The sequence below is a fragment of the Limnospira fusiformis SAG 85.79 genome (assembly GCF_012516315.1).
Lineage (GTDB): Bacteria > Cyanobacteriota > Cyanobacteriia > Cyanobacteriales > Microcoleaceae > Limnospira > Limnospira fusiformis.
On sequence record NZ_CP051185.1, the window covers coordinates 2,809,952 to 2,830,648 of the forward strand.

The window sequence follows — 20,697 nt, forward strand, 5'->3', positions numbered from 1 at the left end:
TTCCGACCCTCGCTAAGTTCAGCAGAAGTGGGTTGGCGACCCTAAATCAGGCTCCTTGATTAGATTCTAACTCAAACCAGGCTCTGAGAACTTCTGCAACCGTCCAGGCTTGAGCAAAACATCCGCGCGGAGACATGGGGGGATCGCCGTCAAAAATTTCGCTGAGGGTGCCGAGTCCATGAGCATTGAGGTGATCTGCCATGGGTGCTAAAAATGACTGTGCTTGAGAGCGCGCGCCGTAGACCCGAAAATGAGCCAATGCAAAGGGGCCTAGTAGCCATCCCCAAACAGTTCCCTGATGATAGGCTCCATCCCGTTGTAACACATCACCACCATAGACACCCTGATATTTCGCATCTTCCGGCGACAGACTGCGAAGACCATAAGATGTTAGCAGTTTCTGGCTACAGATATCTACTACCTGACGTTGTTGTGGCGGCGTGAGTAGGGAACTATAGCCGACTTTCCCTAATTGAGACAGAGATATGGCGAAAATTTGATTAGGTCGCAGGGAGCGATCGTCTCCGTCGGGAGTGTCCAGAACATCATAACAGTAGCCTGCCTGTTGATTCCAGAATCGGGAGAAGCCGTGGGCCGTTTTTTTTGCCCAGGTTTCATAGTCCTGACTGGGTTTATCTAATATTTTGGCAATGCGGATCATTACCTGTAGGGCATGGTACCACAGGGCATTAACTTCGATGGGTTTACCGACTCGTGGTGTGACTACCCAATCGCCTACTTTCGCATCCATCCAGGTTAGTTGTGAACCGGGTTCTCCTGCATAGAGTAGTCCGTCTTCTGGATCAACTTTGATATTATAGCGGGTCCCTTGATGATGCCAATGGATCATCGAATCTAAGACCGGGAAAAGTTCTGCTAATAAGTTAATATCTAGGGTATGGTCGAAATAGGCGCGGATGGCTTCAAAATACCAGAGGGTGGCATCGACCGTGTTATAGTCTGGGGTCTCGCCTACTTCTGGGAATCGGTTGGGCAACATTCCGCGATCAACATAATGGGAAAAGGTTTGTAAAATCGTGCGAGCAATATCTGCGCGTCCGGTAGATAGGGTCAAACCGGGTAGCGAGATCATCGTGTCTCGTCCCCAATCTCCAAACCAGGGATAACCAGCAATGATAGTTTTTCCTGGGGTTCCGTCTTTTAGAGTGCGATCGACTATAAACTGATCTGCAGCTAGTATCAGTTGAGTTATCCAATCTGGTGTCTGTGGTGCGGGTGACTTATACTCCAATAAGATGCCGTCTTTTTGGCGCTTTGCCTCTAACTCCGTCATCATATCCAGATTGGGATCAGCTTTGGTGCTGGCAATCACAGTTACCGCGCTACCCGGTGTCAAAGTTGTGTGTAAAGTACAAGCATGGAGGTGGTCTTCCGTCCAGTCCATCCCTCGGTAACGTTCTATTGCCAAATCATATCCATAGTACCAAGGATTACCCGGCGTAGAAATCATTACCTCTTCCTCCCCACTTCCCTGGGTGAACAGATATAGGGGGCTAGTATCCGGGAATAATCGAATCTCTACCCCTTGTGATCTGGATTTAATATCCATCTGACAGTTATTCCCATGATTGGCATGAGTATTGTAGTGGTGATCCCGATGATTGACCATCGCTTTGAGCGACAAACTTATCGCTTTTGTAGCCCGGAGTAAGGTATATTGGACATAGGTTGTATTTTCACCTGGTTTCATCCATATTCGTTTTTCTAGCAAAGCATCTCCACAAGCAAAGTCCCACACGGGAATAGTCCCCTCTAGTCTGAAGTGTTGAATATGCTTGAAACCTTCGGGATCTACTTTGCCGTCAGCCCACCTATTTGTATAAATTGGAAAAAATTGCTCATCATAGCTCACTGTTTCATCTAACTTGGTTAATAACAGGGTTCGATTGAGAGGAGGATTTAAAGCCGCTATCATTAATCCATGATAACGGCGGGTCAACAGTCCGCTGACCGTCCCCGCACCATAACCCCCAATACCATTAGTGATTAACCACTCTCGACATTCACTTGAGTTCAGATAATTGCAAATTTCTCGACCAAATGCTAAAACCATGTTCTATCTTGAATTTCTGTGGTGTAGATTACTTAAATGTATTATAATCTATCTTTAAAGAAAAATTAAATTAATTCAGATGCCCATGTAATGAGTAATAATATAACTTACCTAGACCATATCTGGTGTGGTTATTAGTATACCCACCATAATCTGGATGGTTAATGTTCCTACTGATTGGGGAAATGTATTATGTATAAGCTCTGTTGTTTCGACCTTTGACAGTACCCTAAAAACTTAGGATTGTGCTTTTTTATACCTCAGTTCATTTTTAACCTTTGATAATCACTAACTTTTGGGGAATATATGCAGGAGAAGTCGGGTCTAAAAACACAAAAAATTAAATCATCAATCATCAATGGTTCTGCCCTCGGTTTACTATTGATTAGTACAGTTATTGCTATCCTGAGTTTAATTCCTCTATATAATCGACTTAAAAACAATAAGGAAAAACAACTTATTTTTGAGAGTCAAAACAGTGTATCAATTATTAATAACTTGATTGATGAATATTTAGATAAATCATTAAAAATAAGTCAAAAACCAGGCATTGGTAGAACCATTAATGCTGAGGTACTCACCGATATTTCTCCGCAAGCCCTAGAAAATACCCGGGAAATGTGGCAAGATTTATTGGGGGATTATCTGACGGGAATTGCCTATATAAATGAGCAAAAAACGGTAATTTTAGCAGTAGGTCAATCCATACCAATAGAATTTTTAAATAAGCATAGATTTTCTACGGTAACAGGAGATATTATCGGTCTATTTGAAATTGATAATATTCCCCATATTCTGATTGAGAAGCATGGGACATTTAACGGCAGCCATTTATTTTTATTTAATTTATCACATCTGCGCCAAAAAATCAGACAAAAAGCCACTTTTTATCATTCAAATTACTTAGAATTGGCGATTTTAAATAATCATGAATTGAAGCCTATTTTGATTGACTATAATCAACCAAATCAGGTAATATCGGCACTGAGTCAACAAACGGATATTTTAGAAATTATCAAAAGAAATTACCAACGCGGAAATCAAACGGGGGGGCTATGGTGTAATTCCTGTGATGCTTTCATCGCCTACAGTCCGATTCGCAATCTGGAAGCATCATTAATTATGGGTGAAAAGAAACGGCAACTCTACAGCCCGGTTTATCGCCAGATTTTACTATTATCGGGAACGATGATGCTATTTATCATGGTGGGAACAGCCTGTTTAGTGGTGATTATACGTCCCCTAACTAATCAAATTAGCCAAGAAATCTGGGAACGCCATAAAGCGGAGGCGGAATTAATTAAAGAAAAAAACTTTACCCAAACCTTACTAGAAGCTAATCCGGCTTTTTTTATAGTCCTAGATGTGGAAGGAAAAGTCAAATTCATGAATCCCTCGATGCTGAATACTCTAGGCTATAAGCAAGAGGAAGTGGAAGGGATGAACTACAGCGCCACATTTGTGCCGAAGGAAGAGGGAAAATCAGCGCCCTGGGTATTTGAATTAATGATTAATCGTCGCCTCCCCATACGCACGGAAGAAACTATGATCACGAAAGACGATCGCGAAATTATTGTAGAATGGTATGGTCGTGCGGTTTTTAATAAAGAAACAGATGAATATGAATATTTTGTGGGGGCTGGTTTAGATATTACCGATCGCAAACGCGCCGATGAAGAACTCCAACTACTTCAACAAATTACCCACGCTGTCAGCATCGCCGTAGATTTTGACTCAGCTTTAGCAGTGGCTTTAGATCTTCTTTGTCAAACCACAAGCTGGGAATTTGGGGAAGCATGGATTCCTAACCCTGAACAAACTCATCTGGAATATAGTTTAGTTAGCTATCAAGAAAAACCAGATTTCGCGGGTTTTTATGAACAGAGTAAAAAGTTTTTACTGGGTGTAAATGATGGTTTAGCCGGGAGGGTATGGGCTGGTCAAGAACCGGAATGGGATCGAGATATTTCTGAGGAATCTCAGGCTAATTTTTCCCGCTATTCTCTGATTAAACAATATGGGTTTAAAGCGGGGTTGGGTGTGCCGATTTTAGCAGATAATCGGGTGTTGGCGGTGTTAGTGTTTTTGATGTCAATGCCGCGCGAACAAGATAATCGCTTAGTTAAACTGGTGTCTTCAGTGGCTATGCAATTGGGTTCGGTATTTCAACGGAAGCAAGCAGAGGAGAAATATCGAGATATTTTTGAAAATGCTTTAGAGGGAATTTTTCAAATTGACCTACAAGGAAAGTATATTAGTGCTAACCCGGCTTTAGCTCAAATCTTGGGCTATGACTCTCAACAACAACTGTTGGTTAGGGGTAGCCAAATTAAGAATGTTTATGCTGATCCGGAAACTTATAATAGGTTTATTAATCTTTTACAAACTCGGGGTTCAGTTTCTAATTTTGAAGCCCAAGTTTATCGGCGGGATGGTGAAGCAATTTGGATCTGGCAAAATGCGCGGGCTATTTATAGCGATCGCCATAACCGTGTGCTTTACTATGAAGGGTCAATTATGGAAATTACCCACCTGAAAGAAACGGAAGCTAAACTGCGTCATAGCGCCTCCCATGACTCTCTTACCGATTTATGGAATCGGGCATTTTTCCTAGATAAATTAGATGATTCTATTAGAAAGTGTAAGACCCTAGATAATTATCAATTTGCTATTCTGTTCTTAGACCTGGATGGGTTCCAATTTATTAATGATAGCCTCGGACACGCCATCGGCGACCAACTGCTAATCGAGGTTAGTAAGCGGCTTACAGATTCTGTGGATTCACATATCCTCGCACGATTGGGAGGGGATGAGTTCACGATTTTATTAGAAAATATTAGGGATATTCAAGAGGCGATCGATGTGGCGGAAAGGATTCAGGAATCCTTAAAATTGCCGATATTCCTCGAAAAAAATCAGATTTTTACGGGTGCGAGTATTGGTATTGTTGAGGGTAACTCTAATTATCAAAGTTCTCCAGAGGTATTAAGAGATGCAGATACGGCCATGTATCGCGCTAAAAGGCAAGGAAAAGGCTGTTATGTGGTTTTTGACTCGACGATGCGAACCAATGCTCTGCGGCGCTTATACCTGCAAACCCAGCTACGTTTAGCGTTACAAGAACAACAGTTTGAGCTGAACTATCAACCTATTATTGAACTATCGACGGGGACTATTGCAGGATTTGAGGCTTTATTGCGTTGGGACCACCCCCAAGAGGGTTTGATATCCCCGGCTGAGTTTATCCCCATAGCTGAGGAAGCGGGTTTAATTGTTGATATTGGGGAATGGGTATTGCGACAGGCTTGTTTTCAGTTAAGCGAATGGAAAGAGAAATTTGCGGTTTATTCTAATTTGATGATGAGTGTTAACCTGTCTTCTCAGCAATTTACTAATGATTTAAGTCGGCGCATTAGCAAGATTTTAGTTGAGACGGGGGTGGCGGGTTCGGAGTTAAAATTAGAGATTACAGAAACGGCGATTATGAATGACCCGGAATTAGCGATCGCCACTTTACAACAACTCAAACAACAACAAATCAAAATTTGTATTGATGACTTTGGTACAGGTTACTGTTCGTTGGGTTATCTGCATAAATTCCCAGTAGATATCCTCAAAATTGACCGCTCATTTGTTAGTCAAATTCCCGAAGGTGAGGATAAGCGGGAAATTGTCCGGGTCATTGTGGCTTTGGCTGAAAGTCTGAAGATGGATGCGATCGCCGAAGGTATTGAAACTGCCGAACAACTCCACCATTTACAGAATTTTAAGTGTAAATATGGACAGGGTTATTTTTTCTTCCGTCCCCTCAATTGTCAAGCGGTAGAAGCATTATTAAACCATGATCAAAGGGGATTACCACTACCTGCCCAATTTTAACCAAATTTTAAGAATTTGACCGCCAATAGCGATCGCGTATCTGTTGCTGAATCTGATTTAACTGTGGTTGAGATAAAGCCATATTCTCAGCTTGTAACCAATTAATTAAATCCCCCACTAAAGGAACCCCCAAACCTAAATCTTGGAGTTGTTGACTTTGACTAAAAACGGCTTCTGGTGTACCTTGAAAAGCCAGTTTTCCCCTATCAAGTACCAAAACCCAATCCGCCCAGGCTTCGACAAAATCCAAATTATGAGTAGCGATAACCACAGTAGTTCCTCGCTGTTGAATCTGATTTAATAAGCAGTGAAAATTAGTAACTTGATAGGAGTCAAGATAAGCCGTAGGTTCATCCAAAAACAAGAGTTGTGGCTGCAACACCATTATATCAGCAATTGACACCCTTTTTTTCTGCCCCAAACTCAGATAATTAATCGGGAAATCCGCCAAACCCACTAAATCAAATTCAGCCAAAATTTGGCGCACCCGTTGAGCAATTTCTGAGGTAGATAAACCCAAATTACACAAGCCATAGGAAATATCTTCTGACACGGTAGTTGCTACTAACTGCTGTTCAGGATTTGGGAACACTAAACCCACCTTTTGGCGCAATTGATTCAACCATCGCCGTTTATATTGTAGCGGTTGACCTCGCCAACTAATCACCCCGGACTGAGGACGATATAACCCATTAGCTAATCGAAATAAGGTAGTTTTTCCGCAGCCATTACGTCCAATGACAGCATAACGCTGATATCTACCAAATTGACAAGTGATATTTTCCAGAGTTGGCTGCTGACTACCGGGGTAAGTATACTGAACATTATCAAATTCTAGTAACTCAAATTCCGATGACATACAACCATCCAATAATCACCAATAATAGTAGACAACCACAACATCCTTCCCAGGTATATCGAGGGTTGGATTGATGGCGAGAAACCGACCAAACCCGCAACTCTCCGTTAAACCCCCGCGCGGTTAATCCTAAACAAATTTGTCGATAATTTTCTAGGGTTTGTTGGAGTAGTTGACTGGTGACAATTCCTAAACTGCGGATTGTAGTTTTCCAGTCACCATAACCGATACGAACCTGTTGAGCGATTAATAATTGACTAGCGGTTTCAGTTAACATAAAAATAAACCGATACATTAACATTAATAGTTCTGTGATTAAACTGGGACAGCCAATCTTACGGAAAATTCTAATGATTTCGACGAAGGGGGTAGTGAGTAAAAGAAAATACATACAGGAGCTTAAAACTAGGGAGCGAGTTAGTAGAAAACCAGCTTGTTGCATTCCTTGATTACTGAAATATATCAAGATATTACCTAGGTTAAATTCCCAGATAATATCAGTTTTAATTAATTCAATATTAGCTGAATTAACCACCCCCAATAGTAAGGCGGGAATGCTAGTTAACCAAAAACTGAAGGGGATGGCTTGCAATTTCAGATAAATTCCTAGGGGAATTTTAGCGTAAATCACGACCCAAATTGTCACCCAAATGGTGATCAATATTTGCAGGAGGGGGGGAGCCGCCAAACTGAGACAAAACAGGATGGCGGCAAAGGCTAACTTATGTTCTGAGGGTAAATACCTTAACCGATTGGTATAGGCGATCGCATCAATTTGATGGTACATTTAGGATGAGCGATTTTTGCCTTGTTTACGGCCTTTATATAAGCCAATCACATAGCCGACGATACCCGCACCAATAGCAGCTTGAGAAACAAATAACAGGCTCTCAATTTCGCCACTGGGAACTTCTAAGATAGGTTCAAACCAGGGTTGATAATTGGGTTGAATTTCGCCGATGAGATTTTCGGCTTGTTCATCGGCTCCCTCATAATCTCCTCGGATAAAAATTAGCGGCGTTACCGATAAAATAACGACAGCTAAAATCATCCACAAATTGCCATTTTTTACAGGTTTATCAGAAGTTGGTGTCATGATTTTACTTAGCTATTAGCTTTCCCAATTTTCAAGGTTTGCAGTTCTTCTGAGGCGTAGGACTCTAACCAATTCCAAACTACCAGCGTTAATAGTCCCTCACTAATTGATAGGGGAATTTGAGTGACTGCAAAAATCCCCGCAAATTTGATAAAGGAAGCCATAACCCCCCCAGAAGCAGCCGGAAAAGCTACGGCTAACTGTATGGAGGTAATTAAATAAGTGGCTAAACTTCCCAAGGCTGCTGCGAAGAAAATACCTAACTTTTGTTGGTTAAATTGGCAGAATAGTTGATAAATGCCATAGGCAACCCAAGGGCCGACAATCGCCATAGAAAATACATTAGCTCCCAAGGTAGTTAAACCGCCGTGAGCGAGTAATACGGCTTGGAAAAGTAGGACTAAACTGCCTAAAACTGTCATCACTGACGGTCCGAATAAAACCACTCCTAATCCGGTTCCGGTGGGGTGAGAACAACTCCCTGTAACTGAGGGGATTTTTAGAGCTGACAGGACAAACGTAAAGGCTCCTGCTAGGGCAATTAATAGCTTTAGTTCGGGGTTGTTTCGGGTAATTTTGGTGAGTTTTTGAAAACCAATAACCCAGAAAGGGATGATTAACACCCACCAAAAAATTGACCAGGTAATAGGTAAAAAACCTTCCATAATGTGCATTGCTTGAGCTGGAGTGGCTGCACCTATTACCAAATAAAATGTTAACCCAATCATGGCGATTAGGTGTATCATTCGATGATTTTTGCTCATCTGTACCTCGCAGATTTGTGAGTGAGAAATAACTATAGGCGGGCATCCTGACTCACAGATGGGGTGGACAAATTAGCCGGAAATCTGATTACAGTTGCGGGACAGCGCCGGATTTACACCGAACTTTCCCCATTACTCCTAGTGGCTGTTCCCCACTAGAACCTATAGTTGGCGCTATTGTATCATGTGTAGGTCAACAGTGAACCAAGCTGGCAAATATTTAATTAAGTTTGCTCTCGCCTGGCCCAATATTGTTGGACGGCTTGGACGTTATACCAATTTAAAAAAATCCGAGAAATTTCTAAGGCTAATTGAGGCTGACCACGATTAATTAACCACTGTAAAAAATGCGCCATGGTCCTTTCATTGAGTTGACCTCTTAGGGATAAAATGCCCCAGAGTATCCGATGCAAAATGGTCATTTGAATCATCATTTTGACTGACCAGGTAGGATGTTTTTGATAGAAAACTACCCCCATTCTGCCTCTTTGTTTTTCTTTTTCAATTAGGGCGGGTATTTGGTCTAAGTTAAAGGGGGGATGCCAATGATATCCGACGGCGGCGGGGCATTTGATTAATTTTAAGCCTAATTTTTTTAGCCTAACTCCTAGTTCCAGGTCTTCCCAACCATAAAGCTGAAATTTAGGGTCAAATAATCCGGCTTCGATTAGCCAATGGCGGGCGATCGCCACATTTCCGGTGGCAAAATAAGCGGCAGAAAAATCGGTGATTTTATAGGGTTCTGTGGTGGGATTTTCAAAATTGCAGGTATTCACAACTCGACCATAGGTAAAGATGCGATCGCTTTTTTGAGAGTTGGCAATTAAGGCGGTAGCGTGAGCGGCAAGAAAGCTATCAGTTACCACCAAATCACTATCGATAAAAACAATCAGATCTCCCCTCGCCTGTTCAACTCCCAAATTTCGCGCCGCCGCTGGTCCCTGGTGGTCTTGCTGGTAGATGCGAAGATGGGGAAATTCGAGGGTGTTAGTTCCCAACCATTCCACAGTCCCATCAGTGGAACCATCATCGACTAACACCACCTCATAGCCAGTCACGGCGGCGCTATAGGTTTGATTTTCCAATGCTCTCAGACACTTCTGTAAAATCGGCAAACGGTTATAGGTAGGGATAACAACGCTAAAAAACATATATTTTCTGGGACAGTTGGCGATGCTCTGCAACTATAACCTAATTGTTACAGCCTTACTTTTCAATGGTGGCGATTGGGGTGATAATGAAATGTTTGTTGATCTAGGAGCTTTGGTAGATTATGGGTCGCGCTGAAAAAGCTGTACTTGCCTACTCTGGTGGTGTAGATACCTCTGTCTGTATTCCTTATCTCAAAAATGAGTTTGGGGTAGCTGAAGTAATTACTGTGGCGGTTGACTTGGGACAAGGTGATGAACTAGGACCAGTGAAACAAAAGGCCCTCGACTCTGGCGCGAGTGAGTCTTTAGTGATTGATGTACAACAGCGATTTGTACAGGAGTTTGCTTTTCCGGCTATTCAAGCTAATGCTTTGTATGAGAACCGCTACCCCCTGGCTACGGCTTTAGCACGTCCTTTGATTGCTCAGGTTTTGGTGGAAGTTGCCGAAAAATACGGAGCAGATGCGATCGCTCACGGTTGCACGGGAAAAGGCAATGATCAGGTCCGCTTTGATGTCTCTATCGGCGCTCTCAACCCTAATATTAAGATTTTAGCTCCGGCTAGGGAATGGGGTATGAGTCGGGAAGAGACGATCGCTTATGGGGAAAAATTTGGCATTTCCTTCCCCGTTAAAAAGTCTTCCCCCTACAGTCTCGATCGCAACTTGCTTGGTATGGCGATCGAAGCTGGACCTCTGGAAGACCCCTGGGTTGAACCCCCAGAGGATGTCTATGGGATGACTAAAGCGATCGCTGATACTCCTGACCAGCCAGAATATTTAGAAATTGGCTTTCAATCTGGCATTCCTGTTAGCCTCAATGGGGAAGCACTCAACGGCGTTGACCTCATCTCTCGCTTAAATGCGATCGCCGGAAACCACGGTATCGGACGCATTGATATGATCGAGAATCGTTTGGTAGGTATTAAATCTCGGGAAGTTTACGAATCCCCTGCCATGGTTGTACTCATTCAGGCTCACCGAGATCTTGAAAGTCTGGTTCTCACTTCTGATGTCACCCGCTATAAACGCGGTATTGAGGAAACCTATAGCCAAATTGTCTATAATGGCCTCTGGTTTAGTCCCCTCAAAGGTGCGATCGATGCCTTTATCAAACAAACTCAAGAACGGGTCAGCGGCACTGTACGGGTCAAACTGTTTAAAGGCAATTGCAACATTGTCGGTCGCCAGTCTGACAAATCCCTCTACAGCCTTGACCTGGCTACTTACGGTTCTGAAGATGTATTTGACCACAAAGCCGCCGAAGGATTTATCTATGTTTGGGGTCTTCCCACTCGCGTTTGGTCCGAAAAAATCAGAGAGTAAGATTTAATTGTCAATTATTGGGGCGGGTTCTACAGTTAAGTCAGCACCCCCGGCTGAAGCACGGGGGCTTCGTGCCCCCCGCTTTCAGGTAGCTGACCAGCTTAAGCCTTAACTGGCTACGTGAGCGAGCAAGAGTTAAAGTTCCTACCCTGGAATGCGTGCTAGTTCCAGGCACTAGAACCAAATCGTTAAACAGTTCTAAGGGGTTAAGACAGTGCGATTTGGAAAGTACCGACTCTGAACATTAGCGTTCGCGCAGCGTGCGCGTTAGCGCAAGCGCAAACGTTACGAGCAATCAGAACAGACGCAACAATGTCTAACCATATTTTCGTTTTAGATACCAACCGCAAGCCCCTGACACCGTGCAAGCCAGGGATGGCACGATCACTGCTCAAAGCCGGGAAAGCATCGGTATTTCGACGCTACCCATTCACCATTATTCTAAACAAGGAGGTTGACGCTAATCCTGAACCCCTCGAACTCAAATTAGACCCAGGCTCTAAAGTCACTGGAATTGCCTTGAAGCAAGGGAATCATATTATCTTTGCTGCCGAGTTGCAGCACCGAGGACAGCAGATTAAAGAAGCATTGCTCTCTCGTCGTCAACTCCGACGTTCTCGACGAAACCGCAAGACCCGATATCGACCAGCTCGGTTCTTGAATCGGACTCGTCCCGAAGGTTGGTTAGCTCCCAGCTGGCAGCATCGAGTAGATACTCTAATGACCTGGGTTCACCGATTTCGTAGACTTGCCCCAGTTGGCCGCATTACCCAAGAGCTAGTACGGTTCGACCTGCAATTGATGGAAAACCCTGAGATTTCAGGTGTTGAGTATCAGCAGGGAGAATTACAAGGCTATGAAATCAGGGAATACCTGTTGTTCAAGTGGGGCAGAACCTGTGCTTACTGCGGGGCTCAAAATGTACCACTTGAAGTTGAGCAGATCCAGCCTCGGTCTAAGGGTGGCTCTGACCGGGTTTCTAACCTGACGATGGCTTGCCACTCATGCAATCAAGCCAAAGGCAATGGAGACATTCGGGATTTTTTATCGGGCCAGCCTGATGTCCTGAGTCGTCTTCTCAGGCAGGCCAAATCACCCCTTAAAGATGCGGCTGCCGTTAACTCGACCCGATGGGCCTTGTTCAAGGCTCTCAAAGCAACAGGACTCCCAGTTACCACAGGAACGGGCGGACAAACGAAGTTCAATCGACTGAGGCTCAACCTACCTAAAGCTCACTGGCTTGATGCTGCCTGTGTTGGACCAGTCGAATCACTCGAAGTTCTGACTTCAAAACCGTTGCTGATTTTAGCAAAGGGGCATGGAACCCGTCAGATGTGCGGGACGAATAAGTACGGATTCCCCACTCGTCACCGCTCCAGGAGGCAAATTCATAAAGGCTTTCAGACTGGCGACATGGTGACGGTACTGGTCACAGCGGGGAAGAAAATTGGCTCATATCTAGGACGGGTTCTCTGCCGTGCGTCTGGTAGTTTTGATATTACCACCGCTTCTGTACGGGTGGCAGGCATCAGCCACAAATACTGCCAACCCATTCACAGGAAGGATGGTTACGCCTATGCTTGAAAGATTGACGGGGACTAAAGTCCCCCTGTCGCGTTTCCTCCCCGGTCTAAAGACACGGGGCTTCCACGCTCCCAAGAGGTTTACGTGAAACTCGCCCACCCCCTACTTATGGGATTTTACATAAGTTTTGCTAATTCATACAACCAAATAGATTGTTTTTGGCAAAGATTGTTAAGAATTAATACAATTTTAGGGAAAATTGCTCGCCAAAAGTTGACGAGATTATGGGGGTTGTGGTTTGCTTACAGAAATTGCTACCAAGGGCTTTCTGTGTCTATTGGATAAAATAAAGCCCGAAACCCTGATTGTATCGCGGTTAAAATTATTCTCCCGGCAAAAATTTAAATTCACGATTCACGAGTTTTTCGGGAAAATACCTAGGCTATTTTTACCGACCTTGACAAAAACGACATTTTGTGCATACCCCCCAAAGCCATAAATAATAATGAGATCCTCACCCGAAATTGGGAGTTTAACCGAGTTGGAGGGTAGCGGGTGAGGAGGGGGAAAAGTTATAGCATCAGTGGTTTAAAACCATGTTTAATAGACATCCGACCAATCATATCCATTTTATCCAAAGTGATTTGATTTCGGCCCCAAGAAAAATTGGTATATATAGACTCAAATTCTAATAACATAGATTCGGCAAAACAGGCGAATAGCTGGCGACCGGGAACATTCATATTGACAATTTTCATAATTTTCCAGTCAATATCTAAAGCGTGTTCCACAATGCCCCCAGACAGGACATGAACACCGGGACTTTGAAACTTAGTTGCCATATTTTTAGGGTAGCCCCCATCAATCAACAAACAAGGTTTTTTCAAAACTTCCGGGTCAATTTCCACCCCCTGTGGCATACTAGCGACCCAAACCACGATATCAGCCTGGGGTAATGCTTCATCTAAAGCCATAATTTTACCCCGTCCCAATTCAGCTTGTAGGTTTTGGAGTCTTTGGCGATCGCGAGCAATCAATAGTATTTCAGCCACATCAAGTCTGCCATTTAGCCACCGACAGACCGCACTGCCAATATCTCCGGTAGCGCCACAAACAGCCACAGTAGCCTTAGACAAATCTATTCCCAATTTCGGCGCTGCTTGTTCCACTTGACGGCAAATAATATAAGCCGTGTGGGTGTTTCCGGTAGTGAAGCGCTCAAACTCCAACTTAATGTTGCGAATTCTACCCAGTTGATCCAAATTAAATCTCTCCAAAATAATCGAAGAAAAACCCCCCAAAGCCGTAATATTAATGCCATTTTTTTGAGCATGAGCCATAGCATTAATAATTTTGCGAGTAGCAGCTTTCATGCGGTTAGTAGCCAACATTTCGGGTAAGAAGCAAGACTCTACATACCTACCCTCAATTACCTGACCCGTAATACTTGTTACCTTAAGATCCTCAACAATTACGGGTGGTGCGCTGCACCAAAAATCCAGACCTTGATCAGCATATTCTGCATAACCCAAATCCCGAGCTACAACCTGGGCGTGTTCCAAACTGGTAAGATGACCGATGAGACCAAACATGATTCGATTGAGTTATTTTTGAGTTAACATCCTCTTGGGGGAGGCTATTTTATTTACCCATCTCCCGGCACGAGCTGTATGAGTCGATGCCGGACCATAGAAATTAATTTTACCTGCAAAGGAGCAGGTTTGCTTGTGATTTTATGTTTAATCTTATCACCAACCTGCCCATAGTGCCAGCAATTCCGAATAAAGCTCTCCCCACCGGCTCCGGCGCGAGGTGGGGGTGTCATAATGCTAATCCCGGACTCGCCTGAGTGCTACATTTAACCTTCTCAAACCTGTATAAAACTTATTAAAGCTTTACGCCGATTGAAAAAGTATCGCATTGTCTTGGAAGACAACGGCAGTAGCCGGCAAAGCACGAAGCATAATGTTTCGTGCGCCTACCCAGTCACGGGGTGCTGTATAGCCGCAATTAGGACATTTCAAAACCTTACTTCCCCCTAGTTTCTCATGGATTTGACCACAATGGGGGCAGGTTTTAGAGGTATAACTTTCCTTCAGCGCGGACAACTAAAACACCTTTTCTTTCTGCTTGTTGCATGAGACGTTTAGAAAATATGTAGTGACTCCAAGTTAACAAGTGTCTCGCTGACTTAGAGTTGAGCTTTCTACGATATTTGACAACCATTTCACTCGAATTAAAAGTAGGAAGAAAGATAAGTTTATAGTGATTAACCAAGACATGAGCGACTTTCTTATGTAAATCGTCCACTAGCTTACGAATACGCTCGCGCATTCGATGAGAAGCTTTACGCATTCGATATCGTTTTCGTTTGATTTGACATTGACTAATCTGGCTCATTAACACGTCTACATGGTAGCAAAGGCGATTGATTTTGCTAATATCATTAGTGGCAAATTCAGTAATTGATTCACCATCATAACCCACCAAAAAGGAGCGAAGGCCAGGAGCTAAAGCCATAACTCGCTCTGGCTCTGTTGTTTCCCGCTCTTGATGCTCTGGAAAACAACCATACCATTTACCCCTTGCGTATTTTAGTTGTGTGACCTAAAGGCAATTCTTAGGTAGAGCTTGAGGTGAAGTAAAGGTTAAACCTTTAGTTAAACGGGGATACGTCCCTTTTTTAAAGTTATTCACCTTGAATTTAATGATTTGAGATGGTGCCCTACAGGACTTTAATTGGACTTTACCTTGGTTGACTTTGGCTGGTTTAAAAGCATCGAAAGCATCGGCTACTGCTTCCGGTAATTGATGTCCTGGTAAAGATTTTACCCATTCCGGTTTGTCACTATTTCTGACTAACTTTTGGCAGTCAAAACAGCTCCCTTGAACCCCTTGTTTCCAAGTAGCAATGGTCTGGTTATAAATCCACCTATAAGCTGCTAACCAACGTTTCCCAACGGTGTGTAATTCTTTACAAGGATACAATCTCACTTGGCTCAAACTGTTTGGAGTCATCTGGCTTGTCTGATGACGGGGTTTCTTTTTGAAGTTCTTGACGGGCTTGTTTTTCGTACTTTCGTAGTCCGTAAAGCCGAGCAGAGAAACAGTGGAGGATGGACAAGATATCGCTAACGAGTTCTTGTTCTGGAGAGAGACTCTTTTTCCTGAGAACCACGAGTTCACATCCACTTTTTGCACATAACCATTCAATGAGTGGAAATCCGAAACGGACCAGTCTATCGGCGTGAGCGATGACAAGTGTGCCGATATTTCCTTCGTATATTCGTTCCAATATAGCGAGGAACTTTCGCCGTTTAAAATTGAGTCCACTGCCAACTTCTGTAATAACTTCTGCTGTTGGGTATGCGCTGCGTAGAAATTCAGCTTGTCTAGTGAGGTCATCCTTTTGGGAATGGGTGCTGACTCTTGCGTAACAGACAATGCATGAATGTTTCTCGGCTTCTTCGATGATGTATCTTCGTTGGTTGCCAACGGTACGAACGGCTTTAATTGCGCCGAGTTTTTCCCATCTTCGCAAGGTGGCAACGCTGACGGAGAAGATTTCTCCGGCTTCCTTCGGTGTAACATATTTTGGCACTTTAACTCCGGTTATTGTGGTTGTTTGCATAGTACAAGGTTTTGGGTTTGTGTGTAGGTTTGAGTAAGTTTTTTGTTACTAGCAAGCACGTCTGGGCGCAGAAGCCTTTGTGAAGTTTCCCTCCTTTTCCCATCGTCATTAGGGCCCGCATTGCCACAGACTCGAGTCGCTGATATCGACGATCTATGTCTGGTCCAGGGTGAATTAATTCACGATGGATTACAGTGCCGTCAAAGGTTACGACTGTGACTGTTGCTGTGGTATTGATACCCAAATCAACCGCCACAACATTTTGATCCGGGTTCCGTTTCGCGCTGTACACAATGAAACGGAACGGAAAGATGACAAGCCTGGTCATTGAAAATCAGAGCGGGGGACAACATTTGGTAGCCGGGTATCTCATGGCGTTCCCGTAGTCCGGTAATCTGAACCCTTGTCCCCAGCCTAAAGGCATGGGGATTCTTGGGCTGAATCCTGCCTCCACTAACCCTCGTTAGTTTTGGTCTTACAGTTTCATGTCGTATCTGACTACACCTTTTACAGTAAGCACTCTTCAAGAATACTCCCCAAGCGTAAATCCGGGTATGCCCTACCCTATTTGATTTTGACTTCGCTCTGGCCATTTGGACTGACGATGAAAGATTTTCTACCAGTGATGGCTAGAGTTTTAGGGATTACGGAGTGTCTCTTGTTTCCGGCGTTCCCAAAGTCAACGAATTAAATTTATGTTCACACCAAGTCGCCCTAAAAGGACGAGGTTTTCAACCCATTTTTTCTGATAAGGCTATGACGACTAAGACTCTGGCGATCGCAGATCCCACCTGTTAGCGCGGTTCGGCTGCGATCAGTTCGGCGGAGCTCACCGACCGCACCGACCGTTTTTGTTCAAAATCTCAACCTGACTAAGTTAAACTCCTGCCAAACCATAAGCAGACATCCGCATAATATCGCGGGTAGTGAAACCAATATTGCTCAGAGCTTCCCCATAGGCAATCATGAAGTCCTCAATTAAGGCTTCTTTCTCCATTCCCAGGATACTGGCATCTTTTTCCACCTGGTTAAGCATTTTCCAGACCAGGGGTAGGTTTTGGCGGTTAGCTTCTTCTAGTTCAGCTTTGGACTCCTCAAAGTGAGCTTTCAGCCACTCCTCGCCAAAGTTCAGATGCTCGTACTCATCTTTAACCACGCCTTCGGTAATTTTGCGAGCAAAGGGATCAGCCACAGGGATATAGATGTTGTAAGCAGCGATCGCAAAACTTTCAATAATTAAAGATTGGATCAGCAAACAAGTCACCAACTTACCTTCAGCCGCCGCCTTTTGGAAATTACCATGAAGTTTAGCAAAGAACTCACGGCCAAAGTCCATGTCTGGGGTAACTTCCAGGTTGCGACCACAAGCCTGAAACCCTTTCTTATGACGCTTTTCCATTTTCGACAGACGAATTAGCTCTTCCCGTTCTTCAGGTAGCATTTCACCCAGTTTGATGTAATTATCAGATGCTTCCTGCTCACCTTCAATTACGATCGCATTAATCCGGCTATAGGCATCTTTATAGGTTTCGTTTTGAAAGTCCAGTTCAGTAATTGTTTCAAGCTGTGGCATAAATTAGATTTCTCCTGGTAACAAACAAATGAGCTGTTCTTGACACTCCCACGCCCCTTAACAGTGGAATTCTTGGTTCAGCGATCCGACTTACACATCTAACTCAAAAGCCAGATACCCAGAGGTCGATATCTGATACATTTACGCGACATTTATCCGGTTGTTCCCGGACAATGCGACGATAGCACTATTACCCGTTAAGGTAACAGAGGCGGTATCCCGCAAAGCTTTTAGAAAGATTCCAAAAGCACCGTTCCAGTCCCGTGGTAGAGTGAACCCCCACTCCGGACATCGGAACACTTTTGAGCCACCTAGCTGGGAATGGACATGACCACAGTGAGTACAGGTTTTGCTGGTGTATTCTTCGGTCACATCTACAACTGTTCAGTTATTTCCGCGCTTATGTCTCAGGGTTAGTTTGAATCGATAATGCGCCCATTTCAGCATGGCGCGGGCAGTCTTAGACCTGATTAGACGCTTCACCTTGGCAACCATATTGGAAGTCTCGAAGGGGGGCAAAAAAATCAGGCTGTGTTATGGGATGGCTAGGGATGCGACCCAATCAACCAAGGGGTTGAAGTCCTCACCGGGTAGTTATTTCGCCCATTTCAGCTCGATTTCATACCCGAAGGTCTCGCACCATACTTGGTATTATACCGTATTGCCGTAAAATGTTAACCTAATTTGAGATTAAATCATGCTCTCATTCCCGAGAACCTGTTTCGATCTGCCTGACCGTACAGTGGGGTCGAAAAATCGTCTATTTTATAGCTTGCCTCACTCCTTATTGGCCATTATACTGATAATCCAGACACACACAATCATGGTATCTGACCAACTCAATGGCCTTGAGCATCAGCAAGCATTAGGATCTTTATAGTTTACTTTATCTATTTATTCCAGGAATTGACCAACTTTGTAGGATTTTCTAGGATTAGTTCCTGACCTACCCAGTTAAACTTAATGATCATAGCATTTTTGATAAGTTTATCTTAATCCAATTAGCGATCGCCTTATAACTCAACTTTATGAAAAAATCTGTAAACTGGACTACTTTTTTTCAGGTACTGACCCTGTTGTTGTTACTGGTGGGGGCGGCCATTGTCCTACTACCCCTAGTGATTGTGGTAGGATCCTCCCTATCAGAACCTAGTGCCGTCGAGAGTTCTCAGCTTACCCTGAAAAACTACCAAGAGGCATGGCAGCGGGGTAACTTCCTGTTAGCCTTCGCCAATTCCACCTTTGTCGCCTTATCTGTAACCGCCTTTCAGGTGATCACCTCAGCCTTAGCGGGTTATGCCTTAGCGCGACTCAAATTTCGCGGCCGCCAGGCGATCGTCTTAGTAGTGTTGGCGACTTTGGTCATTCCCTTTCAATTATTAGTAGTTCCCATTTTTCTCGTCCTCAAATGGGGTCATTTACTCAACTCCTACTGGGCTTTAATCCTACCCACAGCCGTCAATGGCTTCGGGATTTTTCTGTTACGCCAATATTTCATCACCATTCCCGTAGCCTTAGAGGAAGCGGCCACCATTGACGGGGCCAACCGTTGGCAAATTCTCACCCAAATTATGCTACCCCTAGCCCGTCCTGCCCTAGTAACCCTGTTTCTATTTACCTTCATTGGCGAATGGAATGATTTATTCAAGCCCTTGGTATTTACCACCAGACCCGAGTTAAGAACCGTACAACTAGCTTTAGCCGAATTTCAGGAACAGTTTACCAGCAGTTGGCAACTACTAATGGCCGCCGTAGTTATTGCCACTGTCCCCGTGGTGATCTTATTCCTGTTGGGTCAGCGACAGTTCATCCGAGGCATTGCTACCACAGGAATTAAAAATTAACCCCTCAGCAATTGACAATGGTTTGGCGATCGGGTTTGATGAGAAACAGATGAGCAGCCGATTTTCTGGTGAGGCCAAGTTGGATGTTGAAACGATTGCGAGTTCTGATCATCAGTTGTTTAGTTTCCCTGATGCTGGGGGGATGTGTTCACTCCGATATAGGGATTGAATTTTCTGATCAGACCCACGGCAAAATTGTCCAGCATATCCGGTTAGCCGAAGGAGTGACTAACTTCGGATCTGACGCTTTAGATGAGTGGCTTCCGAGTCTGCGTCGTCGCGCCAAACTTCTCAACGGTAAAGCTAAACAATTGTCCAATCAGGAGATTGAAGTTACTATCCCCTTTGACAATGGGGCAGATTTGCAGAAAAAATTTAGCGCCTTTTTTAACCCCATGACCCCCCCCTCTAGCCGATCGCTTCCGGCTACAGAAGGGCAACTACCACAATTTGCCTCAGATTTGCGTTTAAAGCAAAATAACTTAATATTTGCTCTGCGTAATCGGATTAACCTAGAATTAGACCTAACATCCCTAGCCCTAGTAGCCAGCGAGGATAACGTTATTGTTGGGGCAGAAAACCTGATCGACCTAGAATTTAGGCTGATTACTCCTTGGGGGGCGCGGGTCATAGGAGACGGCAACCCCGACTCTGACTCCAACCCGACCACAGAAGAAAACGGCAAGTTGGTAGTATGGACTCTCAAACCTGGAGAGATTAACCGACTCGAAGCCATTTTCTGGGTTCCTAGTCCTGTAGGTATTGGTACAGCTATCATTGCCGTTTTCGCATATTTTGGCTTCCTGCTGAAGTATCGACTGTTATCACCGACTGTCACACCAGCCGCCAATAATAATCAACCTCTTACCTCGGATAGCTAAAACTGGGTAAATTTTACTATGGTGATGACTGTAGTTTTAAAGACTCGTTTTTTATGGTCTCTAAAGCCCTCCAAAATATTTGACAAGCCGCGCTAA

The 20,697-nt window shown here is 44.0% G+C and carries 18 protein-coding genes, 1 pseudogene and 1 riboswitch; of the genes and pseudogenes, 6 read left to right on the forward strand and 13 right to left on the reverse strand.

All coding sequences use genetic code 11. The features are described from left to right. Window positions 1-46 precede the first annotated feature (46 nt). Window positions 47-2,074, reverse strand: a complete 2,028-nt coding sequence (locus HFV01_RS13300) for an amylo-alpha-1,6-glucosidase (protein WP_008050795.1) — start codon at window positions 2,072-2,074, stop codon at window positions 47-49. A gap of 306 nt (window positions 2,075-2,380) precedes the next feature. Between HFV01_RS13300 and HFV01_RS13305 the strand changes: the two genes are divergently transcribed. Further along, window positions 2,381-5,953 carry a sensor domain-containing protein gene (locus HFV01_RS13305; protein WP_193521187.1) on the forward strand — a complete coding sequence of 1,191 codons (3,573 nt, stop codon included), beginning with the start codon at window positions 2,381-2,383 and terminating at the stop codon, window positions 5,951-5,953. A 7-nt stretch (window positions 5,954-5,960) separates the two neighbouring features. Here HFV01_RS13305 and HFV01_RS13310 read toward each other — a convergent pair whose 3' ends face one another. The 5 genes from HFV01_RS13310 to HFV01_RS13330 form a co-directional block, all read right to left on the reverse strand. Then, complete coding sequence (locus HFV01_RS13310; protein WP_006625665.1) at window positions 5,961-6,812, reverse strand: energy-coupling factor ABC transporter ATP-binding protein; 852 nt, start codon at window positions 6,810-6,812, stop codon at window positions 5,961-5,963. Next, window positions 6,796-7,599, reverse strand: coding sequence for a cobalt ECF transporter T component CbiQ (gene cbiQ / locus HFV01_RS13315; RefSeq protein ID WP_006625666.1), 804 nt, complete (start codon window positions 7,597-7,599; stop codon window positions 6,796-6,798). Before cbiQ ends, HFV01_RS13310 begins: the two co-directional genes overlap by 17 nt. Next, window positions 7,600-7,908 (reverse strand): energy-coupling factor ABC transporter substrate-binding protein, encoded by a 309-nt coding sequence (locus HFV01_RS13320; protein ID WP_006625667.1) that lies wholly within the window; start codon window positions 7,906-7,908, stop codon window positions 7,600-7,602. An 8-nt stretch (window positions 7,909-7,916) separates the two neighbouring features. Further along, entirely contained in the window at window positions 7,917-8,672 is a 756-nt protein-coding gene (locus HFV01_RS13325) for an energy-coupling factor ABC transporter permease (RefSeq protein WP_187758634.1), read from the reverse strand. 20 nt (window positions 8,673-8,692) lie between these two features. After that, a riboswitch (cobalamin riboswitch) is annotated at window positions 8,693-8,853 on the reverse strand. A 43-nt stretch (window positions 8,854-8,896) separates the two neighbouring features. Next, window positions 8,897-9,823, reverse strand: coding sequence for a glycosyltransferase family 2 protein (locus tag HFV01_RS13330; protein WP_006670832.1), 927 nt, complete (start codon window positions 9,821-9,823; stop codon window positions 8,897-8,899). 122 nt (window positions 9,824-9,945) lie between these two features. On the opposite strand from HFV01_RS13330, the gene HFV01_RS13335 reads away from it, so the two are divergent. Together HFV01_RS13335 and iscB are read left to right on the forward strand one after the other, a co-directional pair. Further along, the gene (locus tag HFV01_RS13335; protein ID WP_006625671.1) at window positions 9,946-11,148 is read left to right on the forward strand and encodes an argininosuccinate synthase; all 1,203 of its coding nucleotides are present in this window, start codon (window positions 9,946-9,948) and stop codon (window positions 11,146-11,148) included. Window positions 11,149-11,460: 312 nt separating this feature from the next. Further along, window positions 11,461-12,732, forward strand: coding sequence for an RNA-guided endonuclease IscB (gene iscB, locus HFV01_RS13340; RefSeq protein ID WP_193521188.1), 1,272 nt, complete (start codon window positions 11,461-11,463; stop codon window positions 12,730-12,732). Window positions 12,733-13,244: 512 nt separating this feature from the next. Here the strand turns inward: iscB and HFV01_RS13345 are convergent. The 5 genes from HFV01_RS13345 to HFV01_RS13355 form a co-directional block, all read right to left on the reverse strand. Continuing rightward, a complete protein-coding gene (locus HFV01_RS13345) occupies window positions 13,245-14,264 on the reverse strand; it encodes a long-chain acyl-[acyl-carrier-protein] reductase (protein WP_006625675.1) in 1,020 nt (339 codons plus the stop codon). A 303-nt stretch (window positions 14,265-14,567) separates the two neighbouring features. Then, on the reverse strand, window positions 14,568-14,780 hold the full coding sequence (locus HFV01_RS30635; RefSeq protein WP_228116544.1) for a zinc ribbon domain-containing protein: 213 nt from the start codon (window positions 14,778-14,780) through the stop codon (window positions 14,568-14,570). Continuing rightward, window positions 14,749-15,192 (reverse strand): hypothetical protein, encoded by a 444-nt coding sequence (locus HFV01_RS30640; protein ID WP_006625676.1) that lies wholly within the window; start codon window positions 15,190-15,192, stop codon window positions 14,749-14,751. Before HFV01_RS30640 ends, HFV01_RS30635 begins: the two co-directional genes overlap by 32 nt. 87 nt (window positions 15,193-15,279) lie before the next feature. Further along, window positions 15,280-15,666 (reverse strand): transposase, encoded by a 387-nt coding sequence (locus tag HFV01_RS30645; protein WP_228116588.1) that lies wholly within the window; start codon window positions 15,664-15,666, stop codon window positions 15,280-15,282. After that, window positions 15,647-16,273 carry an IS607 family transposase gene (locus HFV01_RS13355; protein WP_108614909.1) on the reverse strand — a complete coding sequence of 209 codons (627 nt, stop codon included), beginning with the start codon at window positions 16,271-16,273 and terminating at the stop codon, window positions 15,647-15,649. The genes HFV01_RS30645 and HFV01_RS13355 overlap by 20 nt, the downstream gene beginning before the upstream one ends. A 681-nt stretch (window positions 16,274-16,954) precedes the next feature. Here HFV01_RS13355 and HFV01_RS13360 point away from each other — a divergent pair. Further along, window positions 16,955-17,101, forward strand: coding sequence for a hypothetical protein (locus tag HFV01_RS13360; protein ID WP_006625680.1), 147 nt, complete (start codon window positions 16,955-16,957; stop codon window positions 17,099-17,101). Window positions 17,102-17,180: 79 nt separating this feature from the next. On the opposite strand, the gene HFV01_RS13365 is transcribed toward HFV01_RS13360, so the two are convergent. Together HFV01_RS13365 and HFV01_RS13370 are read right to left on the reverse strand one after the other, a co-directional pair. Next, window positions 17,181-17,876, reverse strand: a complete 696-nt coding sequence (locus tag HFV01_RS13365) for an aldehyde oxygenase (deformylating) (RefSeq protein ID WP_006625681.1) — start codon at window positions 17,874-17,876, stop codon at window positions 17,181-17,183. A gap of 141 nt (window positions 17,877-18,017) precedes the next feature. Further along, a pseudogene (locus HFV01_RS13370) lies at window positions 18,018-18,410 on the reverse strand (zinc ribbon domain-containing protein); the annotation flags it as partial. Window positions 18,411-18,904: 494 nt separating this feature from the next. On the opposite strand from HFV01_RS13370, the gene HFV01_RS13375 reads away from it, so the two are divergent. Continuing rightward, window positions 18,905-19,720: a carbohydrate ABC transporter permease gene (locus HFV01_RS13375; protein ID WP_006625684.1), complete on the forward strand. Its 816-nt coding sequence runs from the start codon at window positions 18,905-18,907 to the stop codon at window positions 19,718-19,720. 83 nt (window positions 19,721-19,803) lie between these two features. Further along, window positions 19,804-20,601, forward strand: a complete 798-nt coding sequence (locus HFV01_RS13380) for a DUF3153 domain-containing protein (protein ID WP_006669183.1) — start codon at window positions 19,804-19,806, stop codon at window positions 20,599-20,601. The last annotated feature ends 96 nt before the right edge of the window (window positions 20,602-20,697 follow it).

Bases quoted from the DNA above. Each gene is read 5' to 3' on its own strand.
- HFV01_RS13380 (WP_006669183.1), top strand. From the start codon at position 19,804: ATGTTGAAACGATTGCGAGTTCTGATCATCAGTTGTTTAGTTTCCCTG.
- HFV01_RS13335 (WP_006625671.1), top strand. From the start codon at position 9,946: ATGGGTCGCGCTGAAAAAGCTGTACTTGCCTACTCTGGTGGTGTAGAT.
- HFV01_RS13330 (WP_006670832.1), bottom strand. From the start codon at position 9,823: ATGTTTTTTAGCGTTGTTATCCCTACCTATAACCGTTTGCCGATTTTA.
- HFV01_RS13375 (WP_006625684.1), top strand. From the start codon at position 18,905: ATGAAAAAATCTGTAAACTGGACTACTTTTTTTCAGGTACTGACCCTG.
- HFV01_RS13325 (WP_187758634.1), bottom strand. From the start codon at position 8,672: ATGAGCAAAAATCATCGAATGATACACCTAATCGCCATGATTGGGTTA.
- HFV01_RS13320 (WP_006625667.1), bottom strand. From the start codon at position 7,908: ATGACACCAACTTCTGATAAACCTGTAAAAAATGGCAATTTGTGGATG.
- iscB (WP_193521188.1), top strand. From the start codon at position 11,461: ATGTCTAACCATATTTTCGTTTTAGATACCAACCGCAAGCCCCTGACA.
- cbiQ (WP_006625666.1), bottom strand. From the start codon at position 7,599: ATGTACCATCAAATTGATGCGATCGCCTATACCAATCGGTTAAGGTAT.
- HFV01_RS30640 (WP_006625676.1), bottom strand. From the start codon at position 15,192: ATGGCTTTAGCTCCTGGCCTTCGCTCCTTTTTGGTGGGTTATGATGGT.
- HFV01_RS13310 (WP_006625665.1), bottom strand. From the start codon at position 6,812: ATGTCATCGGAATTTGAGTTACTAGAATTTGATAATGTTCAGTATACT.
- HFV01_RS13365 (WP_006625681.1), bottom strand. From the start codon at position 17,876: ATGCCACAGCTTGAAACAATTACTGAACTGGACTTTCAAAACGAAACC.
- HFV01_RS13305 (WP_193521187.1), top strand. From the start codon at position 2,381: ATGCAGGAGAAGTCGGGTCTAAAAACACAAAAAATTAAATCATCAATC.
- HFV01_RS13300 (WP_008050795.1), bottom strand. From the start codon at position 2,074: ATGGTTTTAGCATTTGGTCGAGAAATTTGCAATTATCTGAACTCAAGT.
- HFV01_RS13345 (WP_006625675.1), bottom strand. From the start codon at position 14,264: ATGTTTGGTCTCATCGGTCATCTTACCAGTTTGGAACACGCCCAGGTT.